18 protein-coding genes are annotated in these 21790 nt (G+C 61.8%); 6 read left to right on the forward strand and 12 right to left on the reverse strand.

The window, feature by feature from the left end; genetic code table 11:
• The first annotated feature begins 71 nt into the window (after positions 1–71).
• Positions 72–1469 carry an MFS transporter gene (locus JWU58_RS03800; RefSeq protein WP_016772949.1) on the forward strand — a complete coding sequence of 466 codons (1398 nt, stop codon included), beginning with the start codon at positions 72–74 and terminating at the stop codon, positions 1467–1469.
• Between the two features lie 9 nt (positions 1470–1478).
• The gene (locus tag JWU58_RS03805) at positions 1479–1994 is read left to right on the forward strand and encodes a single-stranded DNA-binding protein (RefSeq protein ID WP_016772950.1); all 516 of its coding nucleotides are present in this window, start codon (positions 1479–1481) and stop codon (positions 1992–1994) included.
• Positions 1995–2189: 195 nt separating this feature from the next.
• On the opposite strand, the gene JWU58_RS03810 is transcribed toward JWU58_RS03805, so the two are convergent.
• From JWU58_RS03810 to JWU58_RS03840, 7 genes are all read right to left on the reverse strand, one after another.
• Positions 2190–3347, reverse strand: a complete 1158-nt coding sequence (locus JWU58_RS03810) for a glutathionylspermidine synthase family protein (RefSeq protein ID WP_123443235.1) — start codon at positions 3345–3347, stop codon at positions 2190–2192.
• A 1-nt stretch (position 3348) separates the two neighbouring features.
• Positions 3349–4053 (reverse strand): DUF1190 domain-containing protein, encoded by a 705-nt coding sequence (locus JWU58_RS03815; RefSeq protein ID WP_016772951.1) that lies wholly within the window; start codon positions 4051–4053, stop codon positions 3349–3351.
• An 18-nt stretch (positions 4054–4071) separates the two neighbouring features.
• Positions 4072–4497 carry a DUF350 domain-containing protein gene (locus JWU58_RS03820; protein WP_016772952.1) on the reverse strand — a complete coding sequence of 142 codons (426 nt, stop codon included), beginning with the start codon at positions 4495–4497 and terminating at the stop codon, positions 4072–4074.
• A gap of 15 nt (positions 4498–4512) precedes the next feature.
• On the reverse strand, positions 4513–5163 hold the full coding sequence (locus JWU58_RS03825; protein WP_024014515.1) for a DUF2491 family protein: 651 nt from the start codon (positions 5161–5163) through the stop codon (positions 4513–4515).
• 210 nt (positions 5164–5373) lie between these two features.
• Positions 5374–6072 (reverse strand): PspA/IM30 family protein, encoded by a 699-nt coding sequence (locus JWU58_RS03830; RefSeq protein ID WP_016772954.1) that lies wholly within the window; start codon positions 6070–6072, stop codon positions 5374–5376.
• 17 nt (positions 6073–6089) lie between these two features.
• A complete protein-coding gene (locus JWU58_RS03835; protein WP_223631314.1) occupies positions 6090–6671 on the reverse strand; it encodes a YjfI family protein in 582 nt (193 codons plus the stop codon).
• Positions 6672–6901: 230 nt separating this feature from the next.
• Entirely contained in the window at positions 6902–7456 is a 555-nt protein-coding gene (locus JWU58_RS03840) for a cysteine hydrolase family protein (protein WP_206421493.1), read from the reverse strand.
• A gap of 101 nt (positions 7457–7557) precedes the next feature.
• Here JWU58_RS03840 and JWU58_RS03845 point away from each other — a divergent pair, with 101 nt between their 5' ends.
• The 3 genes from JWU58_RS03845 to JWU58_RS03855 all read left to right on the forward strand — a co-directional run bounded on the left by JWU58_RS03845 (position 7558) and on the right by JWU58_RS03855 (position 10697).
• Positions 7558–8559, forward strand: coding sequence for a GlxA family transcriptional regulator (locus JWU58_RS03845; protein WP_110603735.1), 1002 nt, complete (start codon positions 7558–7560; stop codon positions 8557–8559).
• Between the two features lie 280 nt (positions 8560–8839).
• Positions 8840–9949: a DUF3182 family protein gene (locus JWU58_RS03850; protein ID WP_206421494.1), complete on the forward strand. Its 1110-nt coding sequence runs from the start codon at positions 8840–8842 to the stop codon at positions 9947–9949.
• The gene (locus JWU58_RS03855; protein ID WP_016772959.1) at positions 9939–10697 is read left to right on the forward strand and encodes an alpha/beta hydrolase family protein; all 759 of its coding nucleotides are present in this window, start codon (positions 9939–9941) and stop codon (positions 10695–10697) included. The genes JWU58_RS03850 and JWU58_RS03855 overlap by 11 nt, the downstream gene beginning before the upstream one ends.
• 95 nt (positions 10698–10792) lie before the next feature.
• On the opposite strand, the gene JWU58_RS03860 is transcribed toward JWU58_RS03855, so the two are convergent.
• Genes JWU58_RS03860 through JWU58_RS03875 form a run of 4 tightly spaced genes read right to left on the reverse strand, consistent with a single transcriptional unit; the run spans position 10793 to position 14767 of the window.
• Positions 10793–11779 (reverse strand): lysylphosphatidylglycerol synthase domain-containing protein, encoded by a 987-nt coding sequence (locus JWU58_RS03860; RefSeq protein WP_024014510.1) that lies wholly within the window; start codon positions 11777–11779, stop codon positions 10793–10795.
• On the reverse strand, positions 11776–13050 hold the full coding sequence (clsB, locus tag JWU58_RS03865; protein ID WP_016772961.1) for a cardiolipin synthase ClsB: 1275 nt from the start codon (positions 13048–13050) through the stop codon (positions 11776–11778). Before clsB ends, JWU58_RS03860 begins: the two co-directional genes overlap by 4 nt.
• Positions 13047–13844, reverse strand: a complete 798-nt coding sequence (locus tag JWU58_RS03870) for an endonuclease/exonuclease/phosphatase family protein (protein ID WP_056790768.1) — start codon at positions 13842–13844, stop codon at positions 13047–13049. Before JWU58_RS03870 ends, clsB begins: the two co-directional genes overlap by 4 nt.
• Entirely contained in the window at positions 13841–14767 is a 927-nt protein-coding gene (locus tag JWU58_RS03875; RefSeq protein WP_123443239.1) for a DUF72 domain-containing protein, read from the reverse strand. Before JWU58_RS03875 ends, JWU58_RS03870 begins: the two co-directional genes overlap by 4 nt.
• A gap of 387 nt (positions 14768–15154) precedes the next feature.
• On the opposite strand from JWU58_RS03875, the gene JWU58_RS03880 reads away from it, so the two are divergent.
• Entirely contained in the window at positions 15155–17257 is a 2103-nt protein-coding gene (locus JWU58_RS03880; RefSeq protein ID WP_123443240.1) for a mechanosensitive ion channel family protein, read from the forward strand.
• Between the two features lie 123 nt (positions 17258–17380).
• Here JWU58_RS03880 and JWU58_RS03885 read toward each other — a convergent pair whose 3' ends face one another.
• Positions 17381–21667, reverse strand: coding sequence for a DEAD/DEAH box helicase (locus JWU58_RS03885; RefSeq protein WP_206421495.1), 4287 nt, complete (start codon positions 21665–21667; stop codon positions 17381–17383).
• Between the last annotated feature and the right edge of the window lie 123 nt (positions 21668–21790).

Raw genomic sequence — 21790 nt, forward strand, 5'->3', positions numbered from 1 at the left:
ATAGCGTCGCGATATACCCCGTCTTCCGATGGGACTGGTAGAATCGCCGCCGGTTCACACGAGGTTTTTCCATGCACGATCCCCACAGCGAACGCATGAGTGGCAGCGAGACCCGCGCGGCGAGCGGTCTGGCCCTGGTGTTCGCCTTCCGTATGCTTGGCATGTTCATGGTGTTGCCGGTGCTGGCGACCTATGGCATGGATCTGGCGGGAGCGACCCCGGCCCTGATCGGGCTGGCGATTGGCGCTTACGGTCTGACCCAGGCAATTTTCCAGATTCCGTTCGGGATCATTTCCGACCGCATCGGTCGCCGGCCGGTGATCTACCTCGGCCTGATCGTCTTCGCTCTCGGCAGTGTTCTGGCTTCCCAGGCCGATTCGATCTGGGGTGTGATCGCCGGGCGGATCCTGCAAGGCGCCGGGGCGATTTCCGCAGCGGTGATGGCGCTGCTTTCCGACCTGACCCGCGAGCAGCATCGGACCAAAGCCATGGCGATGATCGGCATGACCATCGGCCTGTCGTTCGCCGTGGCCATGGTGGTCGGGCCGTTACTGACCAGTGCGTTCGGGCTGTCCGGGCTGTTCCTCGCCACTGGCGCCATGGCGCTGCTCGGCATCCTGATCATCATGTTCATGGTGCCGCAATCCACCGGGCCGTTGCAGCACCGGGAATCCGGCGTGGCCCGGCAGGCGCTGATGCCGACGCTCAAGCACCCGGACCTGCTGCGCCTGGATCTGGGCATCTTTGTGTTACATGCCATGTTGATGTCGAGCTTCGTCGCCTTGCCGCTGGCACTGGTGGAAAAAGCCGGTCTGCCCAAGGAACAGCACTGGTGGGTCTACCTCACCGCGCTGCTGATTTCGTTCTTCGCCATGATCCCTTTCATCATCTACGGCGAGAAGCGACGCAAAATGAAACGAGTTTTGCTCGGCGCCGTCATGACACTGATGCTGACTGAACTATTCTTCTGGCAGTTCGGCGACAGCCTGCGCGCTCTGGTGATCGGCACGGTAGTGTTCTTCACCGCGTTCAACCTGCTCGAGGCGTCGTTGCCGTCGCTGATCAGCAAGGTTTCACCGGCAGGCGGCAAGGGCACGGCAATGGGCGTGTACTCCACCAGCCAGTTCCTCGGTTCGGCACTCGGCGGGATACTCGGCGGCTGGTTGTTCCAGCATGGCGGTCTGTCGGTTGTGTTCCTCGGATGCGCCGCGCTGGCTGCACTTTGGCTGGCCTTTGCTGTTACCATGCGCGAACCTCCCTACGTGACGAGCCTGCGCTTGCCGTTGTCGCCCGAAGCGATCCGCGAAGCGGGTCTGGTCGAGCGCCTCAAGGCCCTGGTAGGGGTAACAGATGCAGTGATAGTCGCCGAAGAGGCGGCTGTTTACATCAAACTGGACAAAGAATTAGTGGATCGCACCACCCTCGAACGCCTGGTCAACAACCCGGCCGGGGCTGCGTGCGACGCTTAGGAGAACGTTATGGCCCGTGGGGTTAACAAAGTCATATTGGTCGGCACTTGCGGCCAGGATCCCGAAGTTCGCTACCTGCCTAACGGTAACGCCGTGACCAACCTGAGTCTGGCCACCAGCGAACAATGGACCGACAAGCAGACCGGTCAGAAGGTCGAGAAGACCGAATGGCACCGCGTATCGATGTTCGGCAAGGTGGCCGAGATCGCCGGTGAATACCTGCGCAAGGGTTCGCAGGTGTACATCGAAGGCAAGCTGCAGACCCGCGAGTGGGAAAAGGACGGCATCAAGCGTTACACCACTGAAATCGTGGTCGACATGCAAGGCACCATGCAACTGCTCGGCGGCCGTCCACAACAGGGCGACCAGCAAGGCGGCAACAACTACCAGCAGCAGGCGCCACGTCAGCAGGCTCCACGCCCGCAGCAGTCGGCTCCACAGCAGCGTTCGGCTCCGGCGCCTCAGCAGGCCGCACCGCAACCGGCTCCGGATTTCGACAGCTTCGATGACGATATTCCGTTCTGATTTACCGCTGTAACCGCTTTGAATGAAAAAGGCCCGTCGCTTAAACGACGGGCCTTTTTTGTGAGGCAATATTTACGGTTATGTTCGATTACCTGTGGGAGCGAGCCTGCTCGCGAATGCGTCAGATCAGTCGATGCACCTGTAACTGACAGGACGCTTTCGCGAGCAGGCTCGCTCCCACAAGGTAACTTCGTCTTAATCCAAGATCAGGTGCGGCAAAAATCGACTTGAATCCTTGGTGATCAGACTGTTGTCCTCGCGCACACCAATCCCTGCCGCCTCATCACCAATCACCCACGAGCCAATCAGCGTGTAGCTGTCGCCAAACTTCGGCAGCGGCGCGAACTCCTGCAGGATGAACGGCGCATCGGTGTAAGGCCCGTCCTCTTTGACAATCAGACCTTCCGCTGTTTGCAGTTCGATGTTGGCACCTTCGCGGGAAAAGTACGGCTTGCGCACCCAGCCCTTCGGCACGCCACTCTGCGGATTCGGATCAAGGTGCGCGGCGAGCAGATTCGGATGTCCCTTGTGCAATTCCCACAGCAGCGGCAGCGCACCTTTGTTCGACAGGATCGCCTTCCACGCCGGTTCGAAAAACTGCGTATCGCATTCGGCGATCGCCGCGCCGAACGGTTCGTGGAAGATGAATTCCCAGGCGTGCAGCTTGAACAGATGCGGGATCCAGCGATCCTGTAGATCGACGAAACGACCCTCAGCCGTCAGGCCGATGTCTTCGATATCGATGTGGCGTGATTCGATGCCGACCTTTTCCGCGATCAGCCGCAGGTAATCGGTGGTGCCTTTGTCCTCGACCGAGTCCTTCATCGAGGCAAAGTAGAACGGCCGCTTCAACTGCAACTCGGCGAAAGCCTGATGCAGCTTGGTGTCGATGCTGTTGAACTGGTCGGCATGCCGGGGCAAGGTGCCGCGTTCGATGCATTGTTCCAGCCAGCCCCACTGAAACGCCGCCGCCTCGTAGAGGCTGGTCGGCGTGTCGTAGTTGAGCTCCAGCAGTTTCGCCGGCCCGTTGCCGCTGTAGGAAAAGTCCATGCGACCGTACAGATGCGGATGACCCTCGCGCCAGGAGGTGCGGATCATGTCGTAGTATGCCGCCGGGATGCTGAGGCGATCGAGCAACTCCTCGCTGTTGACCACGCGATCAACCAGATCCATGCACATCTCGTGCAGTTCGGTGGTCGGGTCTTCCAGATCGTTTTCGATCTGCGCGAGGCTGAACTGGTAGTAGGCGCTTTCGTCCCAGTACGGTTCGTCGTCGATGGTGTGGAACAGGAAACCGAGGCTTTCGGCGGTGTGTTTCCAGTCGGGGCGCTCGGCGCAGTGGATCTTTTTCATGTCAGCTGCTCGAGCGTCCGGAACTGCTGCCCCAGCCACCCCAACCGCTGCGGGCGCTGGACTGGCTGCCGAAGCCGCCGCGCGAAGTCGACGACGCAACGTTCACCGGTTTGCTCTTGCTGCTCTCGTAATCCGACTGGCTGCGCGAGGTTGTGTCAGCTCGGCGGTACTGCGTTGAGGTGTTGTACGGCTGGCGCGTTTCGCGATCACGGTAAACGGTGCGTTCGGCGTTGTTGCTCATTGCGTTGCCGATCAGCCAGCCGGTCAGCCAGCCATTGCCGCCGCCACCTGAGCCACCGGAATAGTGCGAGCCGCCGTGGCTTGCGCTGCTGCTGCTGGTGGTGGAGTCGCCCGCCGGCATTTGCGAATTGGCGATGGCATCGAGATCTTGCGGCGTCTCGGCATTGCCGGGCACTTTGAAGCCGCCGAGTTTCGGCACGAAACGGCCATCGGAATTTTTCTGACACCAGCCAGCGGCAAAGTCTGCGTCGCACTTGGCCTTGTCGGTGTAGGACGGGGCGATGCGCCGGTGTTCGTTCAGGGCGGCGACGTAGGCGCTGGAGCAGAGATCGGCGGCCACTTCGGCGTCGACACACTGTTCAACGCTTTGGAAGTTGCGCGGCTGATCCAGCGCCGCTGCTTCACCGGAAATCGCCATCGCCACCGACGCGGCGAGGGACAATTGCACGTATTTGCTGCGTTTCATCGAGAGGCTTCCTGCCGGTCAGTGGGACGGTGTCATGCACGCGGCATTGAGCATGCCGACGCTGATCGCCACGGCGGCGACATAAATGCCGGCGGCGACTTCGCCGTTGGCGATGCGCTGGGACGTGCCCTTGAGCACCAGCCCGGTCGCAACGAACGCCAACAGCTGCACGACGGCGGCGATGACCGCCCAGAGGACGAAGTCGAGCACGTTGACCGAGTAGGCGATCACGTTGCTCGCCGGAATGGCGAAACCGATGATCGCCCCGGACAGGGCAATGGCGGCGGCAGTGTTGCCGGCACGGATCAGTTCGAATTCCTTGTGCGCGGTAATGCGCGTGTAGACGAATTGAAACAGCATGAACAGCAACACGGCGCCGATCAGGTAGACGACAAAACCGACCAGCGCGGTTTTGTTCAGGGAAACGGCCAAGACTTCCAGCATGAAAAACTTCCTTTTTTAAATGGCGCTCAAATCAGTCGTGTACAGCGAGATGCCCAGCGAGGTGCTCAGGCTGACGGTGCCTTCTTCGTCCTGTTCGACGGAGAACAGCAGCAGTTCGCGGCGATCGGTCAGACCGGTGTCGCGGGCATACAGCATGGCGTGGTGCTTGATGGTGTAGGACTCGTCCGGGTTGACCACGTGTTCGGTCATTGGCACCAGTTCGGTCTGATGCAGTTCGGTGCCCCATTCACGGGTGTATTCAACACCGTCGTGGTGGTAGGTCGGCAGACCGATCAGGCTGTTGGGGCCAGCCAGACGCTGCAGTTCGGCGTCACTGTTGACCGTTACATAGCTGAGGTAATTGAACAGGGTGACCGACTCGACCTGATCGTCGCCGGTGACGTGGATCTGCACCCAGAAATCCTCGTCGTTCATGTAGTAGCGGTGCAGCTTGTTGGACTGGCCGAGATCGACCCAGCCGGCGCTCCACACCGCTTGATCGAATGGCACCCGCACCGAAGTCGAGCCTTCCAGCAGCAATGCCAGGGTCGTGTCGAAGCGCACGCCTTTGCCTTGTGCCATGCCCAGTGGACCGCTGGCGCCGGTGCTCGTTGGCGCAGCGGTCTGCCAATTGCTGGTGCCGAGCAAGTCTTTAAACCATCCCATGGGTACGTTCCTTGAAGCGGGTGGAGGTGTTCGGGGGTGAAAAAGTGGCGGTAGTGTAACGGGCGAAGCGGTGAACGAGCAGAGGCAATTACGCCGTGAAACCATGTGGGAGCGAGCCTGCTCGCGAATGGGTTGTGTCAGTCACTCGATTATTTGACTGTCACGACGCTTTCGCGAGCAGGCTCGCTCCCACAAGTTACCGTTCAGTGATTACTGCGCGGACTTCTGCTTCAGCCGCTCAAGGATCGCATTGGCGCTGCCTTCGTTCGGCGTGATGCCGGCGTCGCGCAATTTGCGTTCCAGATCGTTACCGGTGGAGGCGTCGGCCAGTTCGTCTGCGGCGTTCAGTTCGGCAGCGCGTTGCTGCTGCTTGGCTTGCAGGCGGTTCAGGGTGCCGACTGCGGTTTCCAGTTTGCCGTTGGCGCCGCCGCTGGCAATCGAGGCGCTGACCTGGGCTTTCTGCACGCTATCGCGGGCCTTGGCCATGTCCACTTGCTGGCGCAGGCTCTTGATTCGCGATTCGGCTTTGCTGATGTCTTTGCGCATGTTGTCGGCGTAGGCGCCGAATTCATCGCTGAGTTTCTTCTCGGCAGCGAGGTCGTTGGTCAGGGTCGAAATCGCTTCGGCCACTTCCAGCGCCAGGTCTTCACGGCCGGCATTCAACGCGGCTACAGCCTTGGCTTCGAGGTCCTTGATCTTGGCGTCGTATTCGCTGACGCGGTCGGCGGCCAGTTTGTGCTTGGCCATGATCGTCACCAGTTCGCGGCGGGCATTGGACAGCGCGGTGTCGGCGTCGCGGATTTCCTGATCGAGGATGCGCAGGGCCTGCTGGTCGGCGATGGCTTCGCCGACTTCATTGGCGCCGCCGCGCAGTGCGGTGAACAACTTGCTCCAGATGGACTGAGTCATTGGATATTCCCTGTTGATTACTTGAAGAAGTGTTCGAAGGCTTCGCTGGCGCGCTGCACGTTGTCGACCAGGGTTTTCACCTCGGTGACCACGTTGGTCAGGCTCGAATCAGCACTGAGGGCGCCGAACATGTTGTAGACGGTCTGCCCGTTCGGCATCGACTCGATCCCGATCGACGACAGCGGGAACATCTCGCGGCTGCGCAGCACGGCATCGTTGAACGCCTGGACGTTGCTGATCGAATCGATGTCCACCAGCACGGTGTCGACGATGATCTGCTGACCGGCCAGGGCGATGTGAATCGGCAGGCCGCCGAATTCGTTCATTTCCAGCTTGATGCTCGGCTCGGAGCTCTGGATCAGGGACAGCGAAATCTCTTGGGAAGCCACCTCTTCCAGCGCCTTGAGGGCATTGAAGAGGCTGTCGATGGTCCAGTTGTTGCCTGCGCTCATGTATTTCTCCGACATGAAAGAGCCAGCCAGAATCGGTTGGCGTAGCTGTTGCTCCATTTGCTTGAGCAAGCTTCGGTTTTCCGGAAGCACCCAAGTTTCGTGTTTCACATAACCGGCGGCGGCCAGGCCTGCGCGCATCTGCTTCATGTAGAAGCTCGATGGTTTTTTCGCCGACGTCTTGCCACGCTCGCCCTTGGGGCTGGCTGCGGCAGTCGTCCGAGTGCGGCTTGTCATGGCTGGAATCCGGTTATGAGCGTCTCACGCGTGGGCCACACTACAACCAATGCAAAGTGCCATCAATGACTCACGCGTGAGATTTTCGTGACAGACGCAAAAAGGCCCGCAACGCGGCGGGCCAGGGGATTGCGCAGTTGTTGCTAGGCGTTGCTGCCCAGGAACTGCTCAGTCGATACCACGCTGGCATAGGCGAAACCCAGCGCCGCCATGAATGCTGCGTGCACGTGGGCGGCCGGCACCGTCAGGCCATTGAATTCCAGATCACGGCTGGCGCAGGCATCGTGAACCACCGTGACCGCATACCCCATGTCCGCCGCCGCGCGGGTGATGCCATCGACGCACATATGGCTCATGCTGCCGACCACCACCAGGTCGGTGATGCCGTGTTCGTCGAGCACCGCTTTCAGTTCGGTTTCACGGAACGAGTTGACGAAGTGCTTGAGCACCACCGGCTCGTCGGCGCGGTTGAGCACTTTCGGATGCAGTTTCGCGCCTTCGGAGCCGGGAGTGAAAAACGGCGCATCCTCGGAGGTGAATTCATGCCGAATGTGCACCACCGGATTGCCCGTTTCGCGAAAGGCTGCGATCAGCCGTGCGGCGTTGTCGGCAGCGGCGTCGGCGCCGACCAGCGGCCACTTGCCTTGGGGGAAGTAGTCGTTCTGGATATCGACTACGATGAGCGCTTGCTTGGCCATGGGATTGTCCTCGAGACGGTGATTGGGTGTGGCCTCAGTATTGACGCTGGCCGAGGATTCGAGGATTGGCCGCACCGACAATAGACGGGGGAAAACTGACAATGGCTGCACAAAGAGCCGCCACCGCTGAAATGGGCGTGCTGATTTACCCCGGCGCGCAACTGGCGGCGGTGCACGGTCTGACCGACCTGTTCGCGGTGGCCAACCGCATTGCCGCCGAGTATCAGGCTGTGCAGTTGCCCGTGCTGCGAGTCAGTCACTGGCAGGTCGAGGGCGAGCAGTCGCCCATGCGGGTCTATGACAGTCATCCCGGTGCCGAAGACGCTTTGCTCGCCGTGCTGATTCCGCCGTCCCTTGGCGGGTTCGATGCGGCGCAGATGACCGCGAGTCTCGCGCACTGGCTGCGCGATCAGCATGCGCACGGCGCAACCCTTGGTGGTGTTTGTGTGGGCTCGTTGATGCTCGCCGAAAGCGGCTTGCTCGACGGTCGCAGCGCCACCACCCACTGGACCTCGGCCCAGGCGTTTGCCGAGCGTTACCCGAAGATCAAACTCAAGGCCGACACGCCGATTGTCGACGACGGTGACCTGATTACCACGGCGGGGCTGATGGCCTGGTCGGAACTGGGACTGCGCCTGGTCGATCGCTTGCTCGGCCCGAGCATCGCCACCGCGACCGCGCGTTTTCTGGTGATGGAACACAGCGACAGCGCCAGCGAATGCGGAAGCAATTTTGCGCCGATTCTCAGCCATGGCGACGCGGCGATTCTCAAGGTCCAGCACTGGCTGCAAAGCACCGGGGCGACGGATGTTTCGCTGAACGCGATGGCCGAGCGCGCGGGCCTTGAAGAACGCACTTTCCTGCGCCGATTCCGCGCCGCTACAGGCTTGAAACCGACCGAGTATTGCCAGCACCTGCGGGTTGGCAAAGCGCGAGAAATGCTCGAGTTCACCAATGGCACGATCGACCACATTGCCTGGACGGTGGGCTATCAGGATCCGGGCGCGTTTCGCGCGATTTTCAAGAAGATTACCGGGTTGGGGCCGAGTGAGTACCGGGGGCGGTTTGGTGTGAACCCCGCTCCCAGAACGACCATGAACTAATGTGGGAGCGAGCCTGCTCGCGAAGGCGCTGGATCCACAGAATTGTAGTCGGCTGACACTACGCTTTCGCGAGCAGGCTCGCTCCCACAATGATCGCGGCGAGGATGAGAGATCGTGCAATTTGCCGGAGTTTTGCCCGCTGTCGTGCAGTTTGAAACAGGCGTGATGCCAGCACAGTCACGGCAAGCTCCCGATTATCGGGCGGTTCGTGGGGATCGTTGATTGGCCTGATCTCTGCAAATTCCCTGAGTGAACCCATCGACTGATGCAAGGGGAACGCATGACCCCGACACCCAGCAACAAAATCGTCGTTGCCCATTCGGTGCGTGCCGAGGCGCCGCAACATGAAGTCGAGACCAACAAGGCTCTGGCGCGCTGGTTGGCGCAGATTCTCGGTTGCAAGTTCGGCGGCAGTTACGACCCGGCCAAACATTCGGGTCGCGACGTCTATCTGCTGCCGACACAAACCATCGTCGGCGCGGCCCACGCGCAAGCACTTGGCATCAACGGCCCCGATGACTTGTGGGGCGGTTACGTCGAATACGATTTCATCTGCACCAAAGCCATCAGCCACGGTTTGCGCAGTCATCTGGCGCACGCGCCGCAGGGCTGGTCGCCGCTGTTTTCGGAGCGGGTGCGCAACGTTGTGCTCGACGGTGTCAGCGTATTTGCCCTGGAAGATGCACGGCCCGCCGCAGAACATTTGCTGTACGCCGGGCCGATTCGCTTGAAGCCGGTTCACGCTTGCGCCGGTCGCGGTCAGGAAGTGATCAAAAGCCTCGACGCGTTCGATGAGATCCTCGCGCGGCCCGAGGCGCAAAATCTGTTCAAGGACGGCGTAGTGCTGGAGCAGGACTTGAGCAACGTCGTCACCCACAGCGTCGGCCAGTCGTTCATCGGCGGCAAAGTGTTGAGCTACTGCGGTGATCAATACTTGACCGAGGACGGCGTGGGCGAAGAGGTCTACGGCGGTTCGAATCTGCTGGTGGTGCAAGGGGGCTATGACCAATTGCTCGCGCTGGATCTGCCTGATGATGTGCGTCTGGCCATCGAGCAGGCGCAGGTCTTCGACAGTGCCGCCAACGAAGCTTACCCGCGCTTCTTCGCCTCGCGGCGCAATTACGATATCGCCCAGGGCCTCGACGCCAGCGGCAACCCGCGCAGCGGCGTGCTCGAACAATCCTGGCGCATGGGCGGTGCCAGCAGCGCCGAAGTGGCGGCGCTGCAAAGCTTCGTCAACGATCCACAGATGCGCGCGATTCGCGTGTCGTCGGTGGAAACCTATACCGATCAGGCGCTGCCGGCGGACGCCATCGAGGTCTATCGCGGTCCGGCTGAAAACAGCGCGTTTCTTCTCAAATATGTGATGGTCCAATCCTATGACGGCTAGAAGCGAAAGCATTCAAATCGACATTGATGACGAACAGATGAGCGGGACTTTTCTCAGTCCCAAATCGAAAGTCCCGGGGGTGTTGTTTGTTCACGGTTGGGGCGGCAGTCAGGAACGTGATCTGGAACGGGCCAAAGGTATCGCCGGCCTGGGTTGCGTTTGCCTGACCTTCGACCTGCGCGGGCACACCGGCGGCACCGGAATTCCGCTGACCCGGGTGACCCGTGAAGACAATCTGCGTGATTTGCTGGCGGCCTACGATCGCTTGCTGGCGCACCCGGCGCTGGATACCTCGGCGATCGCTGTGGTCGGCACCAGTTATGGCGGCTATCTGGCCTCGATCCTGACGTCATTGCGCCCGGTGCGCTGGCTGGCGCTGCGCGTACCGGCGCTGTACCGCGACGAGCAATGGCACACGCCCAAACGCGATCTGGACAAGGCCGACCTGCGCGATTATCGCGGCACGCTGGTGCGCGCCGACAGCAATCGCGCCCTGCATGCCTGCTCGCAATTCACTGGCGACGTGCTGTTGGTGGAATCGGAAACCGACGATTTCGTGCCCCACGCGACGATCATGAGTTACCGCGCCGCATGTCAGCAGACTCACTCGTTGACCCACCGGATCATCGATGGCGCGGATCACGCATTGAGCGATCCGGTTTCGCAGCAGGCCTACACCTCGATTCTGGTGGACTGGATTACCGAGATGGTGGTGGGGGAGCGGTTGAGCATTATCCAATCCAGATGATGTTTCGCATGTACCGGCCCCTTCGCGAGCAGGCTCGCTCCCACAGTTTGTGGAGCGAGCCTGCTCGCGAAGGGGCCATCAGCAGCAATGCACGGTCAGGACGGTTTCTTCTCGATGCGCAACGCCTTGGCCTTGGCTTCCACCACCAGATACATCACCACCGTAATCAACAGCGGCAGCAGAAAATAGATCGCCCGATACGCCAGCAATCCCGCGACCAGACTGCCGCGTGATGCCTCGTGCTGCAGCAGCGCCACGAACACTGCCTCAAGCACACCCAGCCCCGCCGGAATGTGCGTGATGACCCCGGCAATCGCGCTGATCAACAGCACGCCGAGCACCAGCGGATAATCCAGTTTGCTCGGCAGCAGAGTGAAGATCACCGCCGCCATCAGCGACCAGTTCAGCGCGCCCAAAAGCAATTGCAGCACAGCCATGCGCAGCGACGGCAGGTTGATTTCCACGCCGCGAATCGACCACTCGCGGCGCTTGGAAAACTGACACGCCGCCAGATAGCCGGCGCTGACCAGCAGCAATAACACACCGACCAGTTGCAAGGCCGAACTGCTGAGCTTCCAGCCCGGCGGCATCGTCACCAGACCGCTGCTGAACACTACGCCGGCGATGGTCATGTAGCCGAACCAGTTGGTCGCCAGGCTCAGGCCGAGAATCTTGGCAATGTTGCCTTTGCTTACGCCCAGCCGCGAATACAGGCGATAGCGCATGGCGATGCCGCCGACCCAGGCGCTGAGATTGAGGTTGAAGGCGTAGCTGATGATGCCCACCGGCAGGATCTGCTTCCAGGTCAGGTCCTGACGAATGTAGGTGCGGCCGATCAGGTCGAAACTGGCGTACACCAGAAAACTCAGCAGGGTCAGGCTGGCGGCGATGATCAGCGTGCGCACCTTGAAATCGGCGAGGGTTTCCAGCACCTCGGCCCATTCGATGCGCGTGGCGAACATCGTCAACAGGACGATCAGCGCGAGGAAAAACAGGATGGTCAGCGGACGTTTCCAGCGGCTCCATTTCGACGGCGCCGCCTGTGCCGAATGGCTATCGGAGTGCACTTCGGAATGACTCATGGACGCGCACCTCGGAAAGGCTTCAGACGCGGTTTATGCGCCGGCAGCCAACCGGCCATGGCCGGAAAGTGCCGCAGGAAGTGGAACACCAGAAACCCCACGGTCATGTGCCAGATGCGCCCACGCGGCAAGAGTTTGGCGTCCATGGCTTTGCAGTGGTTCTGGCTGAGGTCTTCGAGGCGTTCGTACAGGTGCTGATTGAACGCGCGATCGCGGATCAGCACGTTGGCTTCCAGATTCAGCGACAGGCTCAGCGGGTCGAGATTGCTCGAGCCCACGGTGCTCCAGTCATCGTCGACCAGCGCGACCTTGCCGTGCAGCGGGCGCTGGCAGTATTCGTGAATCTGCACGCCGGCACGCAGCAGATAATCGTATGTCATGCGCGCCGCCAGTTTCGCCACGAGCATGTCCGGCTGGCCTTGCAGGATCAGCCGCACCTCGACGCCACGGCGGGCGGCGTTGCGGATTTCGCGCAGCAAACGGTAGCCGGGAAAGAAGTAGGCGTTGGCGATGATCACCCGGCGCTTGGCCTTGCGCAGCACCTGCAGATAGACGTCTTCGATATCGGTGTTGTGTTGATCGTTATCGCGGAACACCAGGCGCACCTGGCCGTCGTGATCGGTGAAGGCCATTTCCTCCAGACGCTGGCGCCGGCGCTGCCACCAGAACCGCGCGCGTCCGGGACGACCGCTTTGCAGCAGGGCGAAGTGATGGATATCGGCGACCACCGGGCCTTGGATCTCAACCGAGTAATCCTGCTTGGCTTCAGGGCCGAAATCGGCCAGGTGATCGCCGGAAAAATTGATCCCGCCAATGAACGCGATCAAGCCGTCGACCACCACGATCTTGCGGTGCAAGCGGCGGAACCAGTTGGTGCGGATGCCCAAGTGCTTTGGCGCCGGATCGAAGATCTGCAAATGCACGCCGGCATCGCTCAAGGCCGACAGATAGCCGGTGCTCAGCTCGCCACAGCCGAAGCCGTCGAGGCTGACCGTGGTGCGCACGCCGCGCTGGGCGGCTTCGATGAGGATTTGCTGCAACTCGGCGCCGACCTTGTCTTCGAAGACGATGAAGGTCTCCAGCAGGATCTCGCTCTTGGCTGCGCGCATCGCTTCGAATACCCGGGGGAAATATTCCTCGCCGTTCTCCAGCAGCTCTACGCGGTTATTGCTGTGCCATTGATACTCGACGTCAACGTGGCCGGGTTCGCGCACCGGCGGGTTTAGCGGAACCGGGTCGACGGCGGATTTTTCCAGTGGCGCACTGTTCATAGTTCAATCTCCACCGATAACGGTGCGTGGTCGGAAAGGTGGGACCAGGGCCGGTTCGTCAATACTTTTGGCCGGCTGGCCTTGAGGTTGCGTACGTAGATGCGGTCGAGTCGTAGCGCTGGCAGCCGCGCGGGAAAGCTGCGCGCCGGCTTGCCGTACTGCTCGGCGAACACTTCGCGCAGGCCACAGGGCTTGAGCTGCGCATCGGCGCGCTGGCGCCAGTCGTTGAAATCGCCAGCGACGATCACTGGGGCATCGGCGGGCAATTCGGCGAGACGTTGCATCAGCAGATCCAGTTGCGCATTGCGGTGGCTCTCGCGCAGGCCCAGATGCACGCAGATCGCGTGCACTTCGGTGCCGTCGCCAGGCAGGCGCAGCACGCAATGCAACAGGCCGCGGTTCTCATGGCCGCTGATCGACACGTCGAGGTTGTCGTGGCGGATGATCTGGAATTTCGACAGCAGCGCATTGCCGTGATCGCCCGCCGGGTACACGGCGTTGCGCCCGTAGGCGAATTGCGGCCAGAGGCTGTCGGCGAGAAATTCGTACTGCGGCATCGTCGGCCAGTTGTCGTAGCGTTTCGGATGCTGCTCGTGAGTACCGTGGACTTCCTGCAGAAACACCACGTCGGCAGCCACACTGCGCACCGCTTCACGCAGCTCCGGCAGAATGAAACGCCGGTTCAGTGCAGTGAAACCCTTATGGGTGTTGACCGTCAGTACGGTGAAAGTGCGCACCGAGGGCGCAACCACGGAGCCTTCGTCGGTAAAACCGACCGGTTCGGGAATGCTCATGACAGAACTCCTTCTGCGGCAACTTGCCCGGGAGTCGTGGCGAGGTCTTTATCGAGGTCGAAGCGCTGCAAGAGGTTGCGTGCGTCGTAGGGCGCGCGGACTTTGATGTCGTTGTCGAAGTAGCAGAACACTTCGCGGGATTTGCGCGCGCGGGGTTTCAGGCGTGGCGCTATCAGGTGGGCGTCCTCTGGCTGTTTACCGTGATGCCAGGCGTCGATGCGCTCGGCCCAGCGCTTGAGCGCTTGTTCGGAATAACCGCTGGCGTAGAGCTCTTCGGCGCCATGCAAACGCAGGTAGACAAAGTCGCTGGTGAGGTCTTCGCGGTACGGCCATTTGCCGGCGGTGTCGGCGACCACCAGCGCGGTGTTATGGCGCTTGAGCAGGCGTACGAACTCCGGGTCGATAAAACTCTCGTGACGAATTTCCACGGCATGGCGCAACGGCTTTTTACTCCAGGCTTTGACGCTGGCGTGGCCGGGCAGATGCGAATCGTGCTGGCGGGCGAGGGCTGCTGCGGCTTGGGTGTCGTGGGGCAGTTGCGCGAGAAACTGGTCGAAACGCTCGGCGTCGAATTTGAAGTTTGGCGGAAACTGCCAGAGGATCGGCCCGAGTTTTTCCTTCAGCTCCAGCACGCCCGAGGCAAAGAAATTCGCCAGCGGTTTTTCGATTTCGCGCAAGCGGCGCACGTGGGTGATGAAGCGCGGCGCCTTGACGCTGAACACGAAGTCATCGGGCGTTTCGGCGTACCACTGGGCGTAACGTTCGGGGCGTTGCAGGGCGTAGAACGATCCATTGATTTCGATGCTGTTGACCGCGCGGGAGGCGAACTGCAATTCGCGCTTCTGCGCCAGTCCCTCCGGGTAGAAATCCCCGCGCCACGGGGCGTAGCGCCAGCCTGAAATACCGATGTGAATCGTCGCCATCCCATCCTCCCGTAGAAAGTCCTCGTGTTGCCGATGTTCTGTGATGACTGCGGCGGGGGCGGGAAAGTTTCGGTGGTGTTACGGACGGTCGCGGGTGAAGCGAAGATCAAGAGCTTACCCCCTCACCCCAACCCTCTCCCCCAAGGGGGCGAGGGGGAAGGGAGCAGATCTTCATGTCTCCTGAAATCGCGTACGACTGTGAAGGGAGCAGATCTGCATGGTGTTCAGGACTTGAGTTCGACTCAAGACGTGCAGTTGGTGATTTTGGTCATGCAACTCGGTCGGCTCCCTCTCCTGGGGGAGAGGGCTGGGGTGAGGGGGCTCTTGAACTTGCCGCGCAATTACCGATCAGTTCCTTACCAGGGTCAGCCACGGGAGATCGGAGCTTTGCGCAATTTCAGGATCGCCATTCTGCTGGGAGCGCTGCTGTGCTTGGGCGTCAATACATCGCAAGCCGTCGCGCTACCGGGCGTTCCGGCTGCCGCCGACACGGCGGAGAAACCCGCCGAACCGGAACCGCTGGTGCAGGGCGGTCTGCTCGGGGCGATCAGTACGAGCATCGACGATGTGCAGGACAAACTCGATCTCAACGAACACCTGGTCGATGCCTGGCGGCTGCGCGCCGACCGCGCGGCGGATGAGGTCGATCGGCTGGTCAAGCAACCGTCAAACCGCTCGGGCTGGAGCGTGGCCGGGGATTTCCTCACGTTGTCGGGAGTGTGGCTGGGCAGTTTCGCCCTGCTGACCGTGCTCGGCAGTCTGTTGGCCAAGCGTCTGCGTGAGGGCCGCTGGTTGCGCACCCGCCAGCGCAGTCAGGATCTGCTCGGCTACGTGCTGCCTTACACCGTGCCGGCGCTGATCTGCCTGCCGCTGACGCTGTATGTCAGCCACTTTCTGCAAGCTTCGGTGGGCCGCGCGCTGGCACTGTGTCTGGCCTACGCCACCAGCAGCGGCATTTTTTCCACGTCGATGTTGTTGTGCGTGGTGGTGATGTTCAACGTCGGCCACAAGCGCGCCGCCGCGCGAATCATCCGTGAATACTGCCCGCGCCCGCTGTTCCTGATCGGCTTTCTCGCCGCCCTCAGCGATGCCCTGACCAGCCCGCAGATCGCCCGACAATTGGGCGGCAATATCACCAGCAGCATCGCCGTGTTCACCGGGCTGATCGCCTCGGTCATCTTCGGTTTGCTGGTGATTCGCCTGCGCCGGCCCGTGGCGCATCTGATCCGCAATCGCCCGCTCGCTCAGCGTTTGAAACAACCGTCGCTGCAGGAGTCGCTGCGGATATTTTCCGGGCTGTGGTACTGGCCGATCGTGCTGATGGTGCTGGTCTCGGCAGTCAGCCTGATCGGCATCGGCGAGGACAATCAGAAAGCCCTGCGCTGCGCCTTGTTCACTACCGTGCTGCTGATCGCCACGGTGTTTCTCAGCACGGTGTTGCAGCACCTGTTCAAATCACGCAAGGCCGAGGCGATCCAGCGCAGCAGTGCCTACAAGGAACGTTTTCTCAGCCTGTTGCATGCGTTGCTGCGGATCGTCATGGCGATTGTGTTCATCGATATTCTCGGGCGGATCTGGGGCGTGTCGCTGCTCGATTTCGCCCAGAGCAGCACGGTCGGCCGGGCGATCAGCAATGCCTTGAGCAGCATCGGTCTGATCTTCCTGGTGACGTGGCTGCTGTGGGTGGTGCTCGACACGGCGATTCAGGAAGCGCTGAAACCGCCGCTGAGCAAACGCGCGGCACGCCAGCCGAGCACGCGGGTAAAAACCATCCTGCCGCTGCTGCGCAACGCGATCAAAATCATCCTCGTGGTGATCTGCGCGATTACCACCATGGCCAACCTCGGCATCAACGTCGCGCCGCTACTGGCCGGTGCGGGCGTGGTCGGTCTGGCGATCGGTTTCGGTTCGCAGCAACTGGTGCAGGACGTCATCACCGGGTTGTTCATCATCATCGAAGACACCCTGTCGATCGGCGACTGGGTGGTGCTCGATTCCGGCCACGCCGGCACCGTGGAAGGTTTGACCATCCGCACCTTGCGCCTGCGCGACGGCAAGGGTTTTGTGCATTCAGTGCCGTTCGGCCAGATCAAGGCTGTGACCAACCAATCACGCCAGTTCGCCTTCGCATTCTTCTCGGTGCAGTTCACCTACGACACCGATGTCGACAGAGCCATCGAGCTGATCCGCGAGGCCGGCGATTCGATCCGCGAAGACCCGTTCCTCAAGTACAACCTGCAAGGGCCGCTGGATGTGTTCGGGGTGGACAAGATGGACCTCAACGGCGTGGTGTTGACGGCGCAATTCCGCACGGTGTCCGGTGGCCAATATGCGGTGAGCCGCGCGTTCAACCAGCGCTTGAAGAAGCTTGTGGATAACACACCGAATGTGCATTTTGCGCAGACTTATCCACAGCAGGTTCTGTTGCCGAAGCGGCAGGAGGAGGGGGCGGTGGTTGCGGGTGAGGTGCCGCAGGAGTCGCGGACCTGATCTGAGCTTTGCGTTGAATTTCCCGGCCTCATCGCGGGCAAGCCCGCTCCCAAATTGGTTTTGTGTACGCCGCAGAACCCTGTGGGAGCGGGCTTGCCCGCGATGAGGCCAGAACAGAAACCCTCAATTGCGGATGAGTTTCCTGCCTATCTGCTCAACGACTACCTGATCCGCCTCTACCCAAACCTGCGGCTTGCCCGCAACCATAGCGGCCACTGGAATCCCATCGCGATACACCAGCCGATTGCTCACCAGCGCCGGCACTTTCACCCCGGGCAGCAAAGTCCCGGCCAGATTCAGCGGATCAACCCCACACACCGCCACCAGGCTGCCGTCCTGCGGGCGTCGGCGTACTTCGCGCAGCAAGGGAATGGCTTCGGGCAAGGCGAATTGCTCGCCAGCCAGACCACTGACAAACCGCCCGCCACGAATCTCGCCCCGCGCTTCCAGACGATGAAAGGTGCGCAGCAATTCCCGCCAGCTCGGCAACCAGTCTGCTTCGCGTTCCAGCAGACGCCAGAACACCACGCCGTAGCGGCGCAGCAGGGTCATGGCGACATGTTCGAGTGTCTCGGCGGCATCGGCTGACGAACCCCGGCGCAGCAATGCCCAGCGCCCGGCATCGTCCATGCCGCCGATAAACGCGCCGCGCCCGCGTCGGCTACTGCGCTGCTGGCGCTTGCTTGCAGGAGTGATTAGCGCACGCAAGCCGGCGAAGCTGTCGGCGTTCACCAAACCTGCGGCGACCAGTTCCTGCAAGGCGATTTCCAGTTCGCTGCGCAGCAGGCGCGCTTCATGAATCAACTCATCGAAAAACAGCGCGCCATGCTGACTCAGCGCCTCAAAGACTTTCTGTGTTTTCGGCGATAACTCGCTCACTGGCGTCTGTTCCGCCAATGCACTCCACAAACCCACCTGGCTACGCGGCAGCAGCACAATCGGTGTACTGCGCAATGCCGAGCCGCTGACCTTCTGCCGCGCATTGATGCGCGTCCACACCAGTTTGCCGTTGCGGCACAGTTCGTCCAGCCAGCTCGGCGAATAGTCCTTGAGGCGCGCCGGCAGGATGTCGCTGTCCCACGCCGAAGCTGCCGCCGGGTAGCCTTCGAACTGGCCGACAATCGCCGGCAGCACCGCACTGCCCTGACCTTGGGTGGCCGGCGTCAGATGCTGCCAGTCGAACAGAAAACGCATGAAGTCCTGCAATGCCACCGGTTCGATTTCCCGACGCAGGCGCTTGACCGTGTAGCGATGGATGCGCGCCAGCAGATGGCGTTCGCACCATTCTTCAATCGCGCTGTTCGGCGTGAACTGGCCGCGCAACACATAGCCTTCGCGTTCCAGTTGCGCGAGGGCCTGATTGACTTGCGCGGCTGGCAGCGCGAGCGGCTCGGCAATGGCGGGCAACGGGATTGGCCCAAAGGCGCCGAGGCGGGCGCGGATCACTTCGACCAGCGCCTCATCGAATGCCCACGTGTCGTCGAATCCGGGCAGCGCCACCGCCTCAGTCAGCAACGTCGCATGTGGATAAAGTGCTTGCAGACAACTCAGGCGTTCGCGGGCCAGCCATAACTGATGCTCGGCGTCGATCTGCAACAGGCAGGCGCGGCCGCTGGCCATCAGCGTTTGCAGCCAGTCCAGCCAACCCGCGTTGGCGCGCGCTTCGGTGTCGCTGATGCAGGCGAGGCTCATCAGCGCTTCGTGCATTTCATCCATGGAATTGGGCGACGGCCAGGCTTCTTCGCGCACTGCGGTGATCGCATCGGCATCGAGTGCGCCGAGATCATCGGTCGACTGCGGATCGCTCCAGCGTCGATTGATCACCGCTTGCGTGCGGCGTTCCTCCAGCGGTGCGTCGTCGAGAAACGTGTACGGCCGGGCGCTGAGAATTTCTGCCGCCAGTGGCGACGGTGCCGGCAGATCACGGGCGATCAAGCGCACCTCGCCACGCTCCATGCGCCGCAGTAGGGTCAGCCAGCCTTCGCTGTCCATCGCTTCGTGCAGGCAATCGTCGAGGGTCTGTTCCACCAACGGATGCTCGGGGACTTCGCGCTCGCCGGCGAGGTTTTCCAGGCAGGCGATCTGGTCGGGGAAGACGCTGGCGATGAGGTCTTCGCTCTTCATCCGTTGCAGCTGCGGAGCGACTTTGCGCCCGCCGGTGAAGCGCGGCAACGCCAGCGCCACCCCGGCATTCCAGCGCCAGCGCACGCCGAACAATGGCGCATCAAGCACCGCTTGAATGAGCGTGTGTTCAGCGCTGTTGCTGTGCAGGTAACGCCAGACTTCGTCGAGCTCGAAGCTGTGGCTGGTGGACAGCGACAGCACGATCGCGTCTTCGCTGGCGGCGGCCTGCAATTCGAAGTTGAAGGTGCGGCAGAAACGCTTGCGCAGGGCCAAGCCCCAGGCGCGGTTGATGCGGCTGCCGAACGGCGTGTGAATGATCAGTTGGGTGCCGCCGGACTCGTCGAAAAACCGCTCCATCAACAGCGTGTCCTGCGAGGGCAGGGCGCCGAGGGTTTGCCGTGCGCGCGCCAGATATTCGACCAGTTGCTCGGCGCTGGCGAGGTTGAGGCCGAGTATGGTGGTCAGCCAGTCGAGCGCCGGTTGCAGATTCCCGGGGCTGGCGCTGAGCAATTCGTCCAACTGCGCTTGCAGGCGCGCGACGGCCGCCGACAGTTCATCACTGCGCCCCGGCGCTTCGCCGAGCCAGAACGGAATGGTCGGCGGCATCCCCTGCGCATCCTCGACCCGCACTTTGCCGCTTTCCACCCGCAGGATGCGGTACGAGGTATTGCCGAGCTGGAACACGTCGCCGGCGATACTTTCCACGGCGAAGTCTTCGTTGACGCTGCCGATGTTCAAGCCCTGGGGTTCCAGCAGCACGCTGTAGTCGGCGTTGTCCGGAATGGTGCCGCCGCTGGTCACGGCAGTCAGTTGCGCGCCCCGCCGGCCACGTAATGTGCGGCTGACGGCGTCGCGGTGCAGGTAGGCGCTGCGAATGCCCTGACGGCCGTTGTAACCCTCGGCGAGCATGCTCAGCAGGGCCTGATAGTGTTTTTCGTCGAGATCGCGATACGGCCACGCTCGGCGGAACATCGCCAGCAACGCGTCCTCCGACCATTCCTGGCAACTGACCTCGGCAATGATCTGCTGCGCCAGCACGTCCAGCGGCTTTTCCGGAATCTGCAGCGTATCCAGCTCGCCCCGGCGCACGCAGTCGAGCAGGGCGGCGCACTCGATCAGATCGTCGCGGGTAGTGGCGAACAAACGACCCTTGGGCGTGCCGCCGACCTGGTGTCCGGAACGGCCAACCCTTTGCAGAAACGCGGCGATCGAACGCGGTGAACTGATCTGGCAGACCAGGTCGACTTCACCGATATCGATGCCCAACTCCAATGATGCAGTGGCGATCAGCACCTGCAACTCGCCGCGCTTGAGCCGTTGTTCGGCGTCGAGACGAAACTCCTTGGCCAGGCTGCCGTGGTGCGCCGCTACGGCCTGCTTGCCGAGGCGCTCGCTCAGATGCCGGCTGAGGCGCTCGGCAAGGCGTCGGGTGTTGACGAAAATCAGTGTGGTGCGGTGCTCGCGGGCGAGTTCGGCGAGGCGCTCATACACCAGTTCCCAGACATCATTGGCCATCACCGCCGACAACGGCACCGGCGGCACTTCGATGCCCAGATCCCGAGGGCGGGCGTGGCCTATGTCGACGATTTCGCAGGGGCGATCGTGACCGACCAGGAATTGCGCCACGGCTTCTACCGGCTTCTGCGTGGCGGACAGGCCGATGCGGGTCAGCGGTTCGGCGCAGAGTGCTTGCAAACGCTCGAGGCTCAAGGACAGATGACTGCCGCGCTTGCCGGCGGCCATGGCGTGGATTTCGTCAATGATCACCGTGCGCGTGGTGCCGAGCATCCTGCGCCCGGATTCCGAGCCAAGCAGCACGTACAGCGATTCCGGGGTGGTCACGAGAATGTGCGGCGCGGTCTTGCGCATGGCGGCGCGGTCTTTCTGCGGCGTGTCGCCAGTGCGTACGGCGGTGGTGATGGTCAGCTCCGGCAGGCCCATTTCGCGCAATTGCGCGGTAATGCCAGCGAGCGGATTTTGCAGGTTGATCTGAATGTCGTTGGACAGTGCCTTCAACGGCGAGACATAGACCACCAGGGTTTCGGCGGGCAGACCATCGGGCTGTTCCAGACCTCGATGGACAAGCTCATCAAGCACGGCGAGGAACGCGGTCAGGGTTTTGCCGGAGCCGGTGGGCGCGGCAATCAGCGTCGACCGGCGCTGGCGGATCAACGGCCACGCACGGGCCTGAGCGGTGGTGACCGCCGGGAAAGTCTTGTTGAACCAGGCGCTGACGGCGGGGTGAAAGCCGGCCAGCGCACTGGTGGCGGGGAGGGGCAGATTCATGACTGAAGTTATGCGGGCGAGGGCGGGAAGATGCAAGTACCGCTGGGGATCTTCAGCGACAGTCAGGCCCTTATCGTCGGCAAGCCAACTCCCACAGGATTCATGCCTGGCACAAAACTGTGG

It is taken from the genome of Pseudomonas atacamensis, from assembly GCF_017167965.1.
GTDB lineage: Bacteria > Pseudomonadota > Gammaproteobacteria > Pseudomonadales > Pseudomonadaceae > Aquipseudomonas > Aquipseudomonas atacamensis.